Raw genomic sequence first — 15,349 nt, forward strand, 5'->3', positions numbered from 1 at the left:
GCCGGGTGCATGGGGTCAGCCGCCGACCGTGGCGCCGGCCTGGGCGCGGCGTTCGGTGATGAAGGCGTCGATGGCGGCGACGGAGCGGAAGTTGTTGGGGTCCAGGTCGGTGTCGTCGACGGCAGGGCGAAGTGGTCCTCGACCAGGCGATGAGCTTGAGGACGCCGAGGCTGTCGATGACGCCGTCGGAGAGCAGGTCGTGGTCGTCGGCGAGCTGCTCGGGGGTGACGTCGGGCAGGAACTCGTCGATGAGGAACCGCTTGATCCGGGTGATGTTGCTCATGGCGGCAACTCCCTTGCGTGAGTGGGTGGTCGATGTGGGTGTAAAGGTTCTTCAGGGGGTGGTTCAGGGGGTGGGCAGGACGGCTTTGCGGTCGACCTTGCCGGTGGGGGTCTTGGCGAGCGGATCGTCGTGGATGGCGAGTTTCTCGGGACGGCGGCCCGGGCAGGTTGCGGGCCAGGTGCTCGCGCAGGGTGAGGGTGTTGAGGGCGGAGCCGGGGGCGCGCTGGACGGCGGCGTGCAGGCGCTTGCCGGTCAGCGGGTCGGGGGCGGCGGCGACGGCGGCTTCGCGGACCTCGAGGGGTGGGTGAGCAGGACGCGTTCGACCTCGGCGGTGTTGACGGCGACGCCGCGGACCTTGACCTGGAAGTCGGAGCGGCCGGTGAGGTGGAGCAGGCCCCGTTCGTCGCGGGTGACGAGGTCGCGGTGCGGAACCAGCGCCGTCCGTGGCCGGCGCCCTCGGGCTGGGGGTGATGAACGCCCGGTGTCGCGGGAGCGGTCGAGGTAGCCGGCGGCCTGGAAGGGGGTGGAGACGTAGAGTTCGCCGCTGCCCGGGCCGTGGACCAGGGTGCCGTCGGCGCGGCGAGGAGGGTGCGCACCGGGCAGCGGGGTGCCGATGGGCACGGGCAGGGCCGGCGGCGGCGTCCAGGCGGTCCAGGCGGTGCAGGAAGCTGTCGTTGGTCTCGGTGCAGCCGTAGATGTTGTAGAGCGCGGCGTTCGGCAGCAGGGCGGGCAGGGCCGCCAGGGTTCGGGCGTCGATGGCGTCGCCGGTGAACGCGGCGTGCTCGACGCTGTCCAGCGCGCCGGCGCGGCGCTCTGGGTGAGCAGGGCCACAGGCCAGCGGGGACGGCCTGCATCACGTGCGGGCGGTGGCGGGGTGAGCTGGGTGAGCAGGTGGCGGGCGTTGAGGGCGTGGGCGGGGTCGATGAGCAGGCAGGTGCCGCCCGGCGGCGAGGGTGGCCCACACGTCGAGCATGGCGAGGTCGAAGTTCAGCGGGCGTAGTTTGCGACGACGCGGCCGGGGCCGGGTCGAAGGTGTCGTGGGCCCAGGCGGTGAAGCGGTCGACGGCGCTCTGCCCGAGGGGGACGATCTTGGGCAGGTCGGTGGAGCCGGAGGTGGTGAGCATGAGAGGAGGTGCCGGCCGCCAGGGTGGGGCACCGGCGCGGCTGGGCCAGGGCCGGCAGCGCGGGGGCGTCCTGGCCGAGGGGGGCGAGCACGCGGCGGGCGCCGGCCTGGGCGAACAGGGCGGCCAGCAGCGCCGGGGCGAGCTGCGGGGAGGGCAGCAGGAACGGGCGGCGCTCGGTCAGGCAGGCCAGCACCAGGGCGATCGCCTCGGGGGACTTGACCGCGAGCACGCCCACCGGCTCCCCCGCGCCAGGTCCAGGGCCGCGGTCTTCTGCGTTCGGCCTCGGTGAGGTGGCGAGTTCGCCGTAGGAGAGGGTCGCTCGTGCCACAGGGGCGGGGGCGTCGGGCCGGGTGCGGGCGTGGGCGGTGAACGCGTCGGGCAGCGCCAGCGGCGCCGGGTCCGTCCCGTCGGCGCTCTGTCCGGTCCGCACGGGGCCGTCCCGGTGGCGCTCTGTCCGGGCCGGGGCTGTGGGTGGTCATCGGTGTCACTCCCCCGCCGCCGTGATCCGCGCCCAGCCGGCCTTGACGGCGGTGCCCGCGTCGGTGGCGATGGTGAAGCGCACCACGGTGCCCGCGTCGTAGGGCTGCAGGGTCAGGCGCAGCGGGTGCCGGGGCGGGTGGGGGCGGCGAAGCGGGCGCCGAGGGCGCTGACGCGGGCGGGGTCGCGCCGGCGTGGCGGTCGGTGATCTCCTCGGCGGCCAGGGCGACCAGGTGCATGCCGTGGGCGATGGCGGAGGGGAAGCCGGCGGCGCGGGCGGCGTCGTCGTCGAGGTGGATGGGGTTGAGGTCGCCGGAGGCTTGCGCGTAGGCGGTGGTGTCGGCGGGGTGAGGGTGTGGGTGTAGGTGAGCGGTTCGGTGTCGGGGTGGTGCCGGGGTGGGCGGCGGGGCGAGGGTGCCGTAGGCCTCGGTGCGGGTGGCGCCGACCAGCAGGGCGGAGGTGGCCAGGTCGGCGACGAGGACGCCGGTGGCGGGGTCGGTGAGGGGGTGGCCAGGGCCAGGCGGGTGCCGCGGGCCTCGCGGCGCACCGCGGCGACGTCGACGGTGATGTCGAGGTCGCCGGGGGTGAGGGGGGTGTGGGTGTGGATCTCCTGGGCGAGGTGGACCACGCCGGTGAAGCCGTCGTCGCCGGCGGTCAGGGCGGTGACGGTGTGCTGGGCCAGGGTGTGGGCGGCGACGAAGGGGTGCGCGGGGCTCGCGCCGCCCGGGGCGCCGGCGGTGAGGCCGGTGCGGGCGGCGGCGCGGTAGGCGGCCAGGGCGGCGGCGGTGACGGTGAGTCTGGTGCGCCGGCGGAACGGGGAGGTCCCGGCCGCGGGCGCCGTCGCGGGTGCGGTCGCGGGCGCCGTCGCGGGTGCGGGCGTGGGCGGGGTGGTCGCGGGTGTGGTCGTGGTCATATCGGGGTCACCACCAGGGTCGAGTTGTGGCCGCCGAAGCCGAACGAGTTGGACAGGGCCGCGCCGGACCGTACGGGCGGGCGGCGGTGTGGACGACGTCGAGGTCCAGGCCCTCTTCGGTCTTCTCGTGGTTGGCGGTGGGAGGGACGGTGCGGGTGTTCATGGCCTCGATGGCGGCGATCAGCTCGACGGCTCCGGCGGCGCCGATCAGGTGGCCGATGACGCCCTTGGTGGAGGTGACGGGCACGCCGTGGGGGCCGAACACCGTGCGCAGGGCGGCGGCTTCGGCGCGGTCGTTGTGCACGGTGGAGGTGCCGTGGGCGTTGACGTGGGCGATGTCGCCCGGGGCCAGGCCCGCGTCGGCCAGCGCCGCGCGCATCGCGGCGACGGCGCCGGCGCCGTCGGGGCGCGGGTTGGACAGGTGGTAGGCGTCCGAGCTGGAGCCGTACCCGGCGAGCAGCGCGTAGGGGGTGCGGGCGCGGGCGCGGGCGTCGTCCAGGCGTTCCAGGACGAGGAAGGCGGCGCCCTCGCCCATCACGAAGCCGTCGCGTTCGGTGTCGAAGGGGCGTGAGGCGCGGGCGGGTTCGTCGTTGCGCAGGGAGTGCGCGCCGAGGTTGCCGAACGCGGCGAGGGTGACCGGGGTCAGGGTGGCCTCGCAGCCGCCGGCGATCACCACGTCCGCGCGTCCGCTCTCCAGCAGCAGCGCGGCGTGGCCGATCGCGTCCGCGCTGGAGGCGCAGGTGGTGGCGATGGTCAGCGCCGGTCCGCTCCAGCCCAGGCGCATGGCGATCTGGGCGGCGGCCGCGTTGGGCATGGTGACCAGCGGCATCAGCGGGGAGACCCGCAGCGGGCCGTGCCCGGTGTAGAGCGCGGACTCGCGGTCGCTGGTGGTGCGTCCGCCGACCGCGTTGCCGACCACGATCGCGCTGCGCCCGGGCCCGGGTTCGGGGCGGCCGGCGTCGTGGTGGGCGGCGAGGGCGGCGAGGGTGCCGTAGAGGGCGAAGGGGTCCAGGCGGCGGGCGTCCTTGGCGGGCACCGGGCCGTCCTGGGGCAGGTCGCTGACGCGGCAGCCCAGGCGTACCTTGTGGCGGGCCAGCGCCGGGTCGGTGAGGGCGGTGGCGGTGGAGCGCCCGGAGGCGACGGTGTGCCAGAACTCGCGGACGGTGTGGCCGGCGGGCTGACCACGCCGAGGCCGGTGACGGCGATCGGCGGGCGGTGGGGCGGGGCCATGGCTTCCTCTCCTCTCCGGGCGGGGGCGGCGGTTCTCAGATCAGGCCGGTCTGGGCGGCGGCGGTCAGGAACGCGTCGGCGGCGAAGTCGATGTCGGCCGCGGTGTGGCGGGCGGTGACCGCGATGCGCAGCCGGGCCAGGTCGTTGGGCACGGCGGGGGTGACGACGGGCAGGCCGATGACGCCGGCCTTGCGGCAGGCGGTGGCGTAGTCGTAGGCGGCGTCGTCGGAGCCGGCGATGACGGGCAGCACGGCGGTGGTGGAGTCCATGGTGGAGATGCCGGCGTCGTTGAGGCGCTTGCGCAGGCGTTCGGCCTGGACCTGGGTGTGGGTGACGCGCTCGGGCTCGCGGCGCAGGATCCGCAGGGACTCCAGGGCGGCGCCGGTCTGGCGGGGCCAAGGGCGGCGGAGAACAGGAACGGGCGGGCGGCGTAGCGCAGGTGGCCGATGAGGTCGTGGCTGCCGGCGATCCAGCCGCCCATGGAGGGGATGGCCTTGGAGAGGGTGCCGAGTTTGACGTCGACGCGGACCTTGTGGTCGAAGTGCTCCTCGATGCCGCCGCCGGTCTTGCCGATGACGCCCAGGGCGTGGGCCTCGTCGACCATGAGCAGGGCGTCGTAGCGGTCGCAGACCTCGCGCAGTTCGGGCAGCGGGGCGATGTCGCCGTCCATGGAGTAGACGCTGTCGACGATGACCAGGCGCACGCCGGTGGGGGAGGCGGCCTTGAGGCGGCGTTCCAGGTGCTCGACGTCGTTGTGGCGGAAGCGGGTGACGGTGGCGCCGGAGAGGCGGCAGCCGTCGACGATGGAGGCGTGGTCGTACTTGTCGATCAGGACGGTGTCGCCCTGGCCGACCAGGGCGCCGACGGTGCCGACGTTGGCGGCGTAGCCGGAGCCGAAGACCAGGGCGCGCTCGCGGTGGGCGAAGCGGGCGACCTCGGCCTCCAGTTCCTCGTGCAGCGGGATGGTGCCGGCCAGGGCGCGCACGCCGTGGTTGCCGGTGCCGTAGACGTCGACGGCGGCCTTGGCGGCGGCCACCACCCGCTCGTCGCCGGCCAGGCCGAGGTAGCTGTAGCCGGACATCATGAGCAGGCGCTCGCCGTCGAGGTCGCAGTAGGCGCTGTCGCGTTCCATGGTGTAGGCGACGAAGCTGTTGCGCCGGGAGGGGTCGGACTCCAGTGCGGCCACCCGGGCGTTCGTTGCGGCGAGCTTCGGCTCCAGGCGGTCCCATGCTCCGGTGGCGTTCACGGGCGTTTCTCCTTCACGGCTTCACGGCTTCGGCGGGCTTCACGGGGTTTCACGGTTTTCGCGGGGTCTGCGGGTCTGCGCGGGGTGTTTCGCGGGGTCTGCGGTGCGTGGTGTTGCGGGTCCCGGTTCGTTTCCGGTTTCCGTCCGGTTCACGGCCGCACCGAAGGGGGCTGTTTTCCGGTACGGCGCGGCGCCGGGCGGGGTGCGGGGGTGGTTCGGGGCGGCTTCGGGCGGCCTTTCTCGAAGCCTTCACGCGGGGTGCTCAAGGATGGCTACATTTCTACGGCAGGATGCGCAAGGCGTCCGCAATAGCCGCTTTCCCGGCCTGCGGGAACGCTCTGACGTGCGGAAACCTTGCGTCCACGACGTATCGACCGGCCGGCGGGTATGTTTTCCCGGCCGGTGTTGACATCGCGCATCGCGGCGAATGTATGGTCAAAATCCGCCGAAACCGAACTGCTGGTCGACGGCGAATGCGTTCCGTTTCGGATTTCCCATGCCGACGGCCCGCACGGGCCGTCACTTCCGCTTTGGCTCAAGGGGGTTGGAGCAACGTTGAACGGCTTCAGGGAAGACAGTCCGTCCGGCAGATCGGGGGCGCGGCGATGCTGATCCGCCTCACCGGTCTGGTGGCGATCGAGCACGAGGACGGGTGCCCGCAGCACCTGTCCAGCGCCCAGGCCCAGGTGGCGTTCGCCCGCCTGGTACTGGAGCGCTCCAGCGGCACCAGCCGCGACCAGCTGGCCGACACCGTCTGGCCCGACGGGCTGCCCGACACCTGGGCCTCGGCGCTGCGCAGCGTGGTGAGCCGGGTGCGGGCCTTCGTCACCGACCCCGGCCAGGGCCCCGGCGCCACCCCGCTGATCTCCAGGGCGGGCGCTACGTCCTGCGGCTGCCCGCGGACGCGGCGGTGGACCTGGAGGCCGCCGCCTCGGCCGTCGGCGAGGCCGGCGAGGCGCTGGCGGCGGGCGGCCACGCGGTCGCCCAGCAGCTGGCCGCCGGCGCGCTGGCCAACCTGCGCGGGGCGTTCCTGCCCGACCACGAGGGCGAATGGGCCCAGGGCGTGCGCGAACACGTGGAGGAACTGCGCATGGGCGCCCTGGAGACCGCGAGCCTGGCGGCCTCCGCGCTCGGCGAGGAGCACCACGCGCTGCGCTGGGCCGACGAGGCGGTGCGCCGCGCCCCGTTCCGCGAGAGCGCCTACCGCTGCCGCATGGCGGCCCTGGCCGCCTCCGGCAACCGCGCCGAGGCGCTGCGCTGCTACCAGCAGCTGCGCCAGGTGCTGGCCGAGGAACTGGGCATCGACCCGGCCGCCGAGACCCAGGAGCTCTACCTCGCCCTGCTGCGCACCCCCACCCCGCGCCGCCCGCCCCGGCGGCGGTACGGGCGGTGGACCCGGTGCTGATGGGCATCTTCGAACCGCTGGCCCTCACCCGCCTGCCCCGCCCGGTCCCCACCCCGGTCCGCGCGGCCTGACCCGCGCCCCCGGCCCGCCGTCCCCGCGCCCCCGCCCGCCGGGGGGCGCGGGGACGGCGGGGTGCGGGCGGGGCGTCCTCCGGTACCGCGCACCGCCGTACGGCGCGCACCCGCCCCGTACGGCGCGCGGTGCCCGGGGCGCAACCACCCGCCCGGCCCGCCCCGCCGGGCACACCCGGCCACGCCCCCTCACCCCTCTCCCCCGCGCCACCGCCCGCCCACCGTCCGTCCGCTGTCGGCCCCGCCGGCACCGGCCCGCGCACCGCGCCCGCCCGGCCTGCCGGGGGCGCGGGGTGCGGGTGGGGCGCCCTCCGGTACCGCGCCCGCCCGCCACGGGCACGCCCTTCCCCGCGCCACCGCCCGCCCACCGACACCGGCCCGCGCCCGCCCGGCCCGCCGGGCACACCCGGCCACGCCCCCTCATCCCTCTCCCCCGCGCCACCGCCGGCCTGGCGTCCGTCCGCTGTCGGCTCCGCCGGCACCGGCCCCGCGGGCGGCCCCGCCGGCCCTTCCCGGGCCTTCCCGGTCCCCGGACGTGTTGCGGGGGTGTTGCGGTGGGCGTGGCAGATGGGCTGGGCGTAGTAGCGTCTGGGCGTGAAGTCGCGCGCACGGCGCGGCTTTTGACCGTGGGACGGACGGGGGTCGAGCGTTGGGAAGGGGTGGTGGGTGTGGGACGGGCACGCGTCGTGGCGCGGATGATCGTGCACCCTGGTGTGGAGGACGTGAGTGTCCAGCAGGTGCTGGAGGCGCTCGCTGATCCGGCCCGCAGGTCGGTGGTGCGCACATTGGCGCACTCGCCGGCCGATCTCAGTTGCGGCTCCTTCGACCTGCCGGTCGGGCGTTCGACCTCCAGCCACCACTTCAGCGTGCTGCGCGAGGCGGGGCTGCTGCGCCAGTACTACGTGGGCACGACCAAGATGAACACGCTGCGCGCCGAGGAGCTGGAGCGCCGCTTCCCGGGCCTGCTGTCGGCGGTGGTGGCCGCCGCCGACGCGGAGGCCCTGGACACCGCGCCCTCGTGACGACGGCTCAGCCGCCCGCGGCGCCGCCGGCGGTGTCGTCCGCGTCGTCGTCCACGGTGACGACGATCTTGCCGGTCTGGGTGCCGGCCTCCAGGTAGCGGTGGGCCTCGGCGACGGCGTCCAGGCCCGCGAAGACGCGGTCGACGGCGGGGGTGAAGGTGCCGTCGGCCAGGCCCGCGGTGACGAAGGCGCGGGCACGGCGCAGCCGTTCGTCGTCGCGGGTCACCTCGTGCATCGAGTAGAAGCGGCTGGTGACGGAGGCGAAGGTGTCCTGGCCGGGCAGGGGGGTGTCGCGCGGGTCCAGGCGGCCGTAGACGATCAGGCGTCCGCCGGGGGCGATGGTGCGGGCGAGGGTGAGGACGCCGGGTCCGGCGACGGGGTCGAAGACGGTGCGTACGCCGCGCCCGCCGGTGGCGTCGTGGACGCGGGCGAGGAGGTCCTCCTCGCCGGTGACGATCACCTCGGCGGCGCCGGCGTCCAGCAGGGCGGGCGCCTTGGCGCGGGTGCGGGTGGTGGCGACGGGCACCGCGCCCAGGCGCCGGGCGGTGCGGATCGCGGCGAGTCCGACCCCGGAGGCGGCGGCGGTGAGCAGCACGTGGTCGCCGGGGCGCAGGTGGCCGTCCTCGGCGAGGGCGCCGTAGGCGGTGAGGTAGGACATCCACACGGCGGCGCCCTGGACGGGGGTGAGGCCGCGGGGGCGGTGGACGGTGGCGCGGGCGGGCACGAGGACGTGGGTGCCGTAGACGCCGTAGTCGTTGAGGTCGAAGGCGGGCACGGTGTCCACGTGGTCGCCGGCGGCGAAGCCGGTGACGCCCTCGCCGACGGCCTCCACGGTGCCGGAGGCCTCGTAGCCGAGGGTGGCGGGGAGTTCGGGCTCCTCGAGGTAGGTGCCGGCGCGGAAGAGCGCCTCGGCGCGGTTGAGGCCGATGGCGGCGACGCGCAGGCGCAGTTCGCCGGGCCCGGGTTCGGGCAGGGGGGTGTCGCGGACGGTCAGGACCTCCGGTCCCCCGGTGGTCTCGAAGACGACGGTCCTGGGCATGGCGCGGCTCCCCTGCTCGGTGCTCGGTGCTCGGTGCTCGGTGCTCGGTGCTCGGTGCTCGGTGCTCGGTGCTCGTTGGGCGTGCTCGTTGCTCGGTGGGCGTGCTCGGCGTGCGGCACGCGGTGCCGGTGTGCGGGCGGCGGTGCGGTCGCGTTCCCAGCCAAGCGGGCCGGGCCCGCCCTGTCAAACTTCGACGGCCATCGGAATAGTGGTCTTCGGGCGCCGGTTGCACGGGAGTTGACCCCTCGTCACCGCCCCGGGCCGCGGACCCGGGGCCCCGCCCCGTCGCCCCGGCCCGTTGCCCCGGCCCGGGCGGGCGCCGGGGCGGCGCGTAGGCTCTCGTTCCATGATCGGAGACGACGGCCGCCCGGACGACGACCAGGGCTGGGAGGCCACCCTGCGCTGGGCCCGCGGCGCGCTCGCCCCCGGTGAGCGGATCACCGCGGTGACGGCGCTCAAGGGCGGCTGGACCTCGCGGATGCGCCGCCTGGAGGTGACGCGCCCCGGCGGCGCGGACCCGTACGCGCTGGTGCTGCGCTCCTTCGTCAAGCCGTTCTACCGCCGCCACGCCCCGGCCATGCTGGCCCGCGAGGCCGGCGTGCTGCGCCTGCTGGAGGCCGGCGCCGTCCCGGCCGCGCGGCTGCGCGCGCTCGACGAGCACGGCGCGGCCTGCGACCACCCGTCGCTGGTGATGACCCACCTGCCCGGCGGCGTGCGCCTGGCCGAGGACGGCGACACGTCCCGGCGCGCGGACCTGCTGGCCGCCCAGCTCGCCGCCGTCCACGCCCTGGAGGTCGGCGAGCGGGAGCGCCCGCGCGCCTGGCAGGCGTGGACGGCCCCCGACCTGGTGCGCGTGCCCGAGCACACCGCGCGCCCCGGCCTGTGGGCACGGGCGGTGGAGGCGATCGACCGGCAGGCGCCCGCGCACCGCTCGTGCTTCCTGCACCGCGACTTCCACCCCGGCAACGTGCTGTTCACCGGCGCCGGCGACACCCTCGCGGTCAGCGGGGTCGTCGACTGGGTGGAGACCTCCTGGGGCCCGGCCGACCTGGACGTCGCCCACTGCTCCACCGCCCTGGCCCTGCTCCACGGCCCCGCCGCCGGCCTCGCCTTCGCCGACCGCTACCGGGCGGCCGGCGGCGCCGTGCTCGCCGAGGACGGCGAGCACCTCTACTGGCGGCTGCTGGACGCCCTCGCCTACGCCCCCGACGCGCAGAAGGTCGCCGTCCCCTGGCGCGAGCTGGGCCGCACCGACCTGACCCCGGCCCTGCTGACCACCCGCCTGGAGGACTACCTGCAGGCCCTGTTCGACCGCTACGCCTGAGCGCCGGCCCGCCCTGACCCGACCCGGCCCACCCCGCCTCGCCTCGCCGAAGTCCCCGGCCCGCTCCGCCAATTCGCTCGACCCGGCCACGTCCTCGAGGAGACCCTACGGGCATGGAGTTCTTCTGCTACCACCGCGACCGGCCCGACTCCCTGGCACTGCGCCGTGAACTGCTGGAGGAGCACTGGTCCTACATGGACCGGTACGCGAAGGAGATGACCGCCCGGGGCCCGACCCTCACCGGCCACGGCGGCGCTCCCACCGGCAGCGTGCACATCCTCGACCTGCCCGGTCCCGCCGCCGCCCGCGCGTTCGCCTTCGACGAGCCGGGCTACCAGGCCGGCGTCTACCGGGACGTGCTGCTGCGACGGTGGCACAACCTGCTGGGGCGCACCATGTGGGACTTCCCCGGCGGCCCAAGCGGCGGCAACCGCTACCTCGTGCTGGGCCTGGGCACCGGACAGGCCGCCGACCTCGCCGTGCCGCCCGGCACGGGCGACCTCATCGCCTACGGGCCGCTGCTGTCCGACGACGGCACCGCCTGGCTCGGCACGGCCGCGCTGCTGCGCGCGCCGGACCCGGACACGGCGGGAGCCGTCCTGACCCGGGACCGGTACGCCACCGTCGAGGTGCACGACTGGCAGTTCGGCGGCCGCCCGTCCTGACCCGCGCCGCGTGCAGCGGGGCGGTCCCGGGCGGCGGGACGAGGCAGCCGTGCGCCGCCTCCCGCGTGAAACGGCCGCCCGGCCCCCGCGGACCCTGCCCGGCCGGCAGGGGGCCCGCGGGGGCCGGGCGGCCCCGGTCCTACGTCAGGTGGCGGGCGAAGAAGCGGTCCCCGTCCTCCACTTCGAACCACGGGGTGCCGGTGTGCCCGCCCGTGTTGGCGTGCAGTGTCTTCTCCGTGCTGGCGAAGGCGTCGAACAGGTCCAGGGCGCGCCCGCGGGGGTTGCCCTCGTCGTCCCACTGCAGCAGGAACAGCAGCGGGACGACGACCTGCCGGGCCCGCTCGCGCTGGGCGCGGGGCACGTAGCCCCCGGCGAAGAAGCCGGCGGCCGCGATGCGCGGCTCGGTCGCCGCCAGCTCGATGCCGACGGCCGTCCATCCGGAGTAGCCGACCGGGCCGGCGATCCCGGGCAGGGCGAGGAGGGCGTCCAGGACGGTCCGCCATTCCGGGGCCGCCCGGTCGACCAGCGGGCCGATGAACGACTCGAGGATCTCCTCCGTCTCGGCGGCCGGCCGGCCCTCCCCCATCGCCCGGCGCAGCTCGGCGCGGGAGCGGTCGTCGGCGGCGCAGCGGGGCCGGTCGCCGTGCCCGGGGGCGTCGATGGCGGCCACCGCGTAGCCGCGGGCGGCGCAGTACCGGGCCCGGGCCACCAGTCGGGGCTCTCGCCTGTGCAGGCCGCCGTTGTGGGCCGTCAGGATCAGCGGCAGGGGTGCGGCGGATTCGGGCGTCCACAGGGTGCCGGGGATCTCGCCGAGGGTGAACTCGCGGGCGAGGACGCCGTCGTCGAGGCGCTGCTCGGAGGTGAAGCGCATGGTCGTGCCTTTCGGGAGTGCGCGTGATCGGCGCTCCCGGACGACCTATCGCCCGGCCGTGACCCCGTGGGGGAGCACCCGTGTCTGTATCGCGTTCACGGGTACCACCTCCTCGTTCTCTCGCACGGCCTCCGGCACCGTAGCAGCGGCCGCCGCGGTCCGCCAACAGGTTTTCCGGCGCGCGCCCCGCCCCCGCGAACACCCCCTCGCGGCCGCCCCGGAACGCCCCTCGCCGCTGCCCCGGAACGCCCCTCGCCGTACGGGAAGCGGGGCCCGCCGGGTCTCGCGTACGGCGCGCGCCGAAGCTGCGGGTAGGGTCCGGGCATGCTCCTGTGGATCAACGGGCCGTTCGGCGGCGGCAAGACCCAGACCGCGCACGAGCTCCTGCGGCGGCTGCCCGGCAGCGTCCTGTGCGACCCCGAACACGTCGGGTTCGGGCTGCACCGCATGACCCCGCCCGCCCTGCGCGGGGACTTCCAGGACCTCCCGGCCTGGCGCCAGGGCGTCTACGAGGTCCTGGACCGGGCCCTCACCGGGCACGCGGGCCCGGTGATCGTGCCGATGACGGTCGTGGAAGCGCCGTACTTCCGCGAGACCGTCGGCCGGCTGCGCGAACGCGGCCACGACGTACGGCACTTCACCCTGCTCGCCACCCGGGAAACGGTGCTGCGGCGCCTGCGCGAACGCGGCTTCGGACACGCCGTCCGCCTGGTCGCCGGCAAGGACGCCCCGCTGCGCCGGGAGAGCTTCGCCCTCTCCCGGCTCGACCTGTGCCTGGAACGCCTGCGCGAGGAGGAGTTCGCCCAACACGTGTGGACCGACCGTCTCACCGTCGCGCAGGTCGCCGACCACATCGCCGCCGCCTGCGCCCTGACCCTCGCCCCGAACACCGACGGCCCGCTGCGCGGCCGGCTGCGCCGGGCCTGGACCGGCGCCCGCCACATCCGGTTCGACTGAGCCCCGCCCCCGCCCTCCGGGCAGCAGACCGGAGGCCGGGGCCGGTCACAGGTCCAGCCGCAGGTCCTCCTCGGCGGCCAGGACCTCGCCCCCGTAGGCGCGGCGGGCCTCGGCCAGCGCCAGGGCGCGGTCGGTGCCGGGCCAGAAGTGGGTGAGCAGCAGGCGGGCGGCGCCGGCGCGGCGGGCCCAGTGGCCGGCCTGGGCGGCGCTGAGCAGGTGCGGGTCCCGGGGGGCGGTGCCGCACACGGTGGCGCCGGCGATGAACAGGTCGGCGCGGTCGGCGAGTTCGGCCAGGGCCGGGCCGGGGCCCGCGTCGCCGCTGTAGGCGAGGGCCAGGCCCGGGGCGCTGAGCCGCACCCCCGCGTGGGGCACGTGGTGGGGCAGGCCGGCGGTGTCCAGGCGCAGCGGGCCCAGGCGGTGGGTGGCGGGGGCGGCGGGCAGGGGGTGGACGTCGAAGACGTCGTGGAGGTCTTCGCTGGGTTCCATCGCCTGGACGCGTTCGACGACGCCCGGCGGGCAGTACAGGGGCAGGCGCGGCGGGCGCGGGGCGGCGAAGTAGCGGGCCCGGCACAGGGCGCTGAGGTCGGCGCAGTGGTCGGGGTGGGCGTGGGTGATGACGACGGCGTCCAGGCCGAGGGCGCCGGTGTGGTGGAGCAGGCGGGGGAAGGTGGCGTAGCCGAGGTCGAGGGCGAGGCGGTAGCCGTCGTGTTCGAGGAGGAAGCCGCTGGCGGCGCGGCCCGCTTCGGGGTAGGCGGCACTGGTTCCGAGCACTGTCAGTCGGCGCACCGGGTGATGCTCTCACGGAGGGGGGAAGGGGGGTGAATCCTTTCTGGGCCGGGCCGCCTCCTATGGGCGGGCCCCGCGCGGGCCCGGTGGTGGGACGTTGTGGTGGGAGGTCGTCGTGGTGGTCGGTGTCGGTGTGGCCCTGGGCGCGGTGCTGGTGTGCGCCCGCGTGTCCGTGCCTCGGCGCCCGCGGGGCGGCGGGCGTGGCCGAGGACGGCGGGTGGCCCGGTGCGGACGTGGTCGCCGCGGCGCAGCGCGGTGACGCGCGGGCGCCGACCGGGCTGGTCACGGCCTCGCACCCGCATGTGCGGCGCTTCGCCCACTCGTTGTGCGCGAGCCGGGAGGACGCCGGGGACGCGGCGCAGGAGGCGCTGACCGTGCTGTACCGGCCGGTGGGCATGCTGCGGGCTTCCACGGCGCTGGGCTCGTGGCTGTTTCGCATCGTGCGCAACGAGTGCCTGCGCGGCGCCCGTTCGGTGCTGCGCCCGCACCCGGCGGGGCCCGGGGACGGCGGCGCCACGGGCGATGGGGACGGGGGTGCGGGCGGGGCGGCGGGCGGGGGTGCGGGCGGGGCGGCGGGCGGGGGTGCGGGCGGGGCGGCGGGTCTGGCGTCGGCGGAGGAGGAGGTGCTGCGGCGTCTGGAGGCGCGGCGGATCGCCGAGGCGCTCGCGGCGCTGCCGCCCGACCAGCGCTGTGTGCTGGTCCTGCGCGACGTGCGGGGCCGCAGCGGACGGGCGGTCGCCGAGGAACTGGGCATCGGGCAGGCCGCGATGAAGCCCCGGCTGCACCGCGCCCGCGCCGCCCTGAGGCACAGCCTGAGCACCGCCGAGGCCGAGGCCGAGGCCGGGGCACCGGCCGGGACCGGGGCGGGGGTGCCGGTCGCGGCGGGCGGGCGGGCGCGGTGAACGGGGACGGCGCCGCGGGCGGCGAGGACCGGCCCCGGCGCGTGCGTGCCCTCGCCGCCCCGTCACCCGGCGCGCGGCGCGGCCGGGTTCGGCGTGACGGTGTGGTGACGTTCGAGATCGGCATCGGCTGGAACAGCCCGCTGCCGAGGCGCACCGACGTCACGGTCCTCGACTGAGCACCGCGCCGGGACGTAGCCGGTGACGGCCGGCACCACCCGCCCCGCGCCGGCCCCGGGCCCACCCCCAGGGCCGCCGCGGGGCGCCACCGTTCGCTTCCGCGCGGGCCGGAGCGCGGGCGGGTCAGGGGCGTACGGAGTCAGTGGTGCGCGGAGTCAGGAGCCCGGGGCGCCGGTGCGTACGACGGCGTCCAGGGCCGGCGCGATGACGGCGAAGGACCGGTCGGTCAGAGCGGCGGCGTCCACCACCCCGCCGCCCCCGCCCCCGTCGCCGCGGTCCCCGTCGCCGTCGGCGCCGCTCCAGCGCTGCAGCACCGCGTGGAAGGCCGCCAGGGCCATGTCCGCGGCCAGCTGCGGGTAGAGCTCGGCCGCGGGTCCAGGCCGAGGCGGGCGGCGAGTTCGGCGGCGAGCGCGTCGCGCCACTGCGCCTGGCGTTCCAGGAAGCGGGCGAGCAGGGCGGGGGTGGTCAGGATCAGCCGCACGACGCGGCGGGCGCGTTCCTCGTGGCCGGCGCAGGCGGCGACCGAGCACCAGACGGCGTGCCGCAGGGCCACCGAGGGCGGTTCGGCCGCGGGGCGGGCGGCCAGTTCCTCGCGCATGGCGGCGCCCAGTCCGGCCAGGAACCGGACGACGACGTCCTCCTTGGAGGCGAAGTAGCGGAAGAAGGTCCGCTTGGACACGCCCGCGGCCGCCGCGATCTCGTCGACGGTGACGGCCTCGAAGCCCCCGTCCGCCAGGAGTTCCAGGGCGGCCCGGGTCAGCTCGTCGGCGACGAGCTGGCGCTTGCGCTGGGCCAGGGTGGCGGCGGGGGTGGTCACCGGGCCATCCTAGCCCCGCGCCATTCATGTCACGACACGC

15 protein-coding genes and 5 pseudogenes are annotated in these 15,349 nt (G+C 76.3%); 7 read left to right on the forward strand and 13 right to left on the reverse strand.

The features are described from left to right. From ACYP53_RS43545 to ACYP53_RS43585, 9 genes and pseudogenes are all read right to left on the reverse strand, one after another. Positions 1-283: pseudogene (locus ACYP53_RS43545) on the reverse strand (hypothetical protein); the annotation flags it as partial. 252 nt (positions 284-535) lie between these two features. Continuing rightward, positions 536-904 (reverse strand): hypothetical protein, encoded by a 369-nt coding sequence (locus ACYP53_RS43550; protein WP_459651520.1) that lies wholly within the window; start codon positions 902-904, stop codon positions 536-538. Between the two features lie 366 nt (positions 905-1,270). Beyond that, the gene (locus ACYP53_RS43555; protein WP_459651521.1) at positions 1,271-1,837 is read right to left on the reverse strand and encodes a hypothetical protein; all 567 of its coding nucleotides are present in this window, start codon (positions 1,835-1,837) and stop codon (positions 1,271-1,273) included. Between the two features lie 304 nt (positions 1,838-2,141). After that, positions 2,142-2,351: pseudogene (locus ACYP53_RS43560) on the reverse strand (MaoC/PaaZ C-terminal domain-containing protein); the annotation flags it as partial. A gap of 453 nt (positions 2,352-2,804) precedes the next feature. Further along, positions 2,805-3,332 (reverse strand): beta-ketoacyl-[acyl-carrier-protein] synthase family protein, encoded by a 528-nt coding sequence (locus ACYP53_RS43565; RefSeq protein ID WP_459651540.1) that lies wholly within the window; start codon positions 3,330-3,332, stop codon positions 2,805-2,807. Between the two features lie 12 nt (positions 3,333-3,344). Beyond that, positions 3,345-3,914: pseudogene (locus tag ACYP53_RS43570) on the reverse strand (beta-ketoacyl synthase N-terminal-like domain-containing protein); the annotation flags it as partial. 148 nt (positions 3,915-4,062) lie between these two features. Then, on the reverse strand, positions 4,063-4,500 hold the full coding sequence (locus tag ACYP53_RS43575) for an aminotransferase class I/II-fold pyridoxal phosphate-dependent enzyme (RefSeq protein WP_459651541.1): 438 nt from the start codon (positions 4,498-4,500) through the stop codon (positions 4,063-4,065). After that, positions 4,476-5,159: pseudogene (locus tag ACYP53_RS43580) on the reverse strand (aminotransferase class I/II-fold pyridoxal phosphate-dependent enzyme); the annotation flags it as partial. The pseudogene ACYP53_RS43580 and the gene ACYP53_RS43575, both read right to left, overlap by 25 nt. Before the next feature lie 679 nt (positions 5,160-5,838). Beyond that, positions 5,839-6,102 carry a hypothetical protein gene (locus ACYP53_RS43585; protein WP_459651522.1) on the reverse strand — a complete coding sequence of 88 codons (264 nt, stop codon included), beginning with the start codon at positions 6,100-6,102 and terminating at the stop codon, positions 5,839-5,841. An 81-nt stretch (positions 6,103-6,183) separates the two neighbouring features. Here ACYP53_RS43585 and ACYP53_RS43590 point away from each other — a divergent pair, with 81 nt between their 5' ends. Further along, positions 6,184-6,678 carry an AfsR/SARP family transcriptional regulator gene (locus ACYP53_RS43590; RefSeq protein WP_459651523.1) on the forward strand — a complete coding sequence of 165 codons (495 nt, stop codon included), beginning with the start codon at positions 6,184-6,186 and terminating at the stop codon, positions 6,676-6,678. Between the two features lie 793 nt (positions 6,679-7,471). Beyond that, positions 7,472-7,771, forward strand: a complete 300-nt coding sequence (locus tag ACYP53_RS43595; protein ID WP_391555821.1) for an ArsR/SmtB family transcription factor — start codon at positions 7,472-7,474, stop codon at positions 7,769-7,771. Between the two features lie 7 nt (positions 7,772-7,778). On the opposite strand, the gene ACYP53_RS43600 is transcribed toward ACYP53_RS43595, so the two are convergent. Further along, positions 7,779-8,810, reverse strand: coding sequence for a zinc-dependent alcohol dehydrogenase family protein (locus ACYP53_RS43600; protein WP_459651524.1), 1,032 nt, complete (start codon positions 8,808-8,810; stop codon positions 7,779-7,781). A 346-nt stretch (positions 8,811-9,156) separates the two neighbouring features. On the opposite strand from ACYP53_RS43600, the gene ACYP53_RS43605 reads away from it, so the two are divergent. Beyond that, on the forward strand, positions 9,157-10,134 hold the full coding sequence (locus ACYP53_RS43605) for a phosphotransferase family protein (protein ID WP_459651525.1): 978 nt from the start codon (positions 9,157-9,159) through the stop codon (positions 10,132-10,134). 113 nt (positions 10,135-10,247) lie between these two features. Next, entirely contained in the window at positions 10,248-10,799 is a 552-nt protein-coding gene (locus tag ACYP53_RS43610) for a YciI family protein (RefSeq protein WP_459651526.1), read from the forward strand. 139 nt (positions 10,800-10,938) lie between these two features. Here the strand turns inward: ACYP53_RS43610 and ACYP53_RS43615 are convergent, their stop codons facing one another. After that, complete coding sequence (locus tag ACYP53_RS43615; protein ID WP_459651527.1) at positions 10,939-11,670, reverse strand: dienelactone hydrolase family protein; 732 nt, start codon at positions 11,668-11,670, stop codon at positions 10,939-10,941. A gap of 324 nt (positions 11,671-11,994) precedes the next feature. On the opposite strand from ACYP53_RS43615, the gene ACYP53_RS43620 reads away from it, so the two are divergent. Next, complete coding sequence (locus tag ACYP53_RS43620) at positions 11,995-12,627, forward strand: AAA family ATPase (RefSeq protein ID WP_459651528.1); 633 nt, start codon at positions 11,995-11,997, stop codon at positions 12,625-12,627. A gap of 45 nt (positions 12,628-12,672) precedes the next feature. Here ACYP53_RS43620 and ACYP53_RS43625 read toward each other — a convergent pair whose 3' ends face one another. After that, positions 12,673-13,413: an MBL fold metallo-hydrolase gene (locus tag ACYP53_RS43625; protein WP_459651529.1), complete on the reverse strand. Its 741-nt coding sequence runs from the start codon at positions 13,411-13,413 to the stop codon at positions 12,673-12,675. 200 nt (positions 13,414-13,613) lie between these two features. On the opposite strand from ACYP53_RS43625, the gene ACYP53_RS43630 reads away from it, so the two are divergent. Beyond that, on the forward strand, positions 13,614-14,315 hold the full coding sequence (locus tag ACYP53_RS43630; RefSeq protein WP_459651530.1) for an RNA polymerase sigma factor: 702 nt from the start codon (positions 13,614-13,616) through the stop codon (positions 14,313-14,315). Positions 14,316-14,356: 41 nt separating this feature from the next. Further along, entirely contained in the window at positions 14,357-14,491 is a 135-nt protein-coding gene (locus ACYP53_RS43635) for a hypothetical protein (RefSeq protein ID WP_459651531.1), read from the forward strand. A 156-nt stretch (positions 14,492-14,647) separates the two neighbouring features. Here the strand turns inward: ACYP53_RS43635 and ACYP53_RS43640 are convergent. After that, positions 14,648-15,309: pseudogene (locus tag ACYP53_RS43640) on the reverse strand (TetR family transcriptional regulator). Positions 15,310-15,349: the final 40 nt, after the last annotated feature.

The sequence above is a fragment of the Kitasatospora sp. Ki12 genome (assembly GCF_054601375.1).

What these genes read in the sequence shown, in the direction of transcription:
- ACYP53_RS43565 (WP_459651540.1), bottom strand. Translation starts at nt 3,332, where the DNA reads ATGGGCGAGGGCGCCGCCTTCCTCGTCCTGGAACGCCTGGACGACGCC.
- ACYP53_RS43600 (WP_459651524.1), bottom strand. Translation starts at nt 8,810, where the DNA reads ATGCCCAGGACCGTCGTCTTCGAGACCACCGGGGGACCGGAGGTCCTG.
- ACYP53_RS43605 (WP_459651525.1), top strand. Translation starts at nt 9,157, where the DNA reads ATGATCGGAGACGACGGCCGCCCGGACGACGACCAGGGCTGGGAGGCC.
- ACYP53_RS43610 (WP_459651526.1), top strand. Translation starts at nt 10,248, where the DNA reads ATGGAGTTCTTCTGCTACCACCGCGACCGGCCCGACTCCCTGGCACTG.
- ACYP53_RS43615 (WP_459651527.1), bottom strand. Translation starts at nt 11,670, where the DNA reads ATGCGCTTCACCTCCGAGCAGCGCCTCGACGACGGCGTCCTCGCCCGC.
- ACYP53_RS43620 (WP_459651528.1), top strand. Translation starts at nt 11,995, where the DNA reads ATGCTCCTGTGGATCAACGGGCCGTTCGGCGGCGGCAAGACCCAGACC.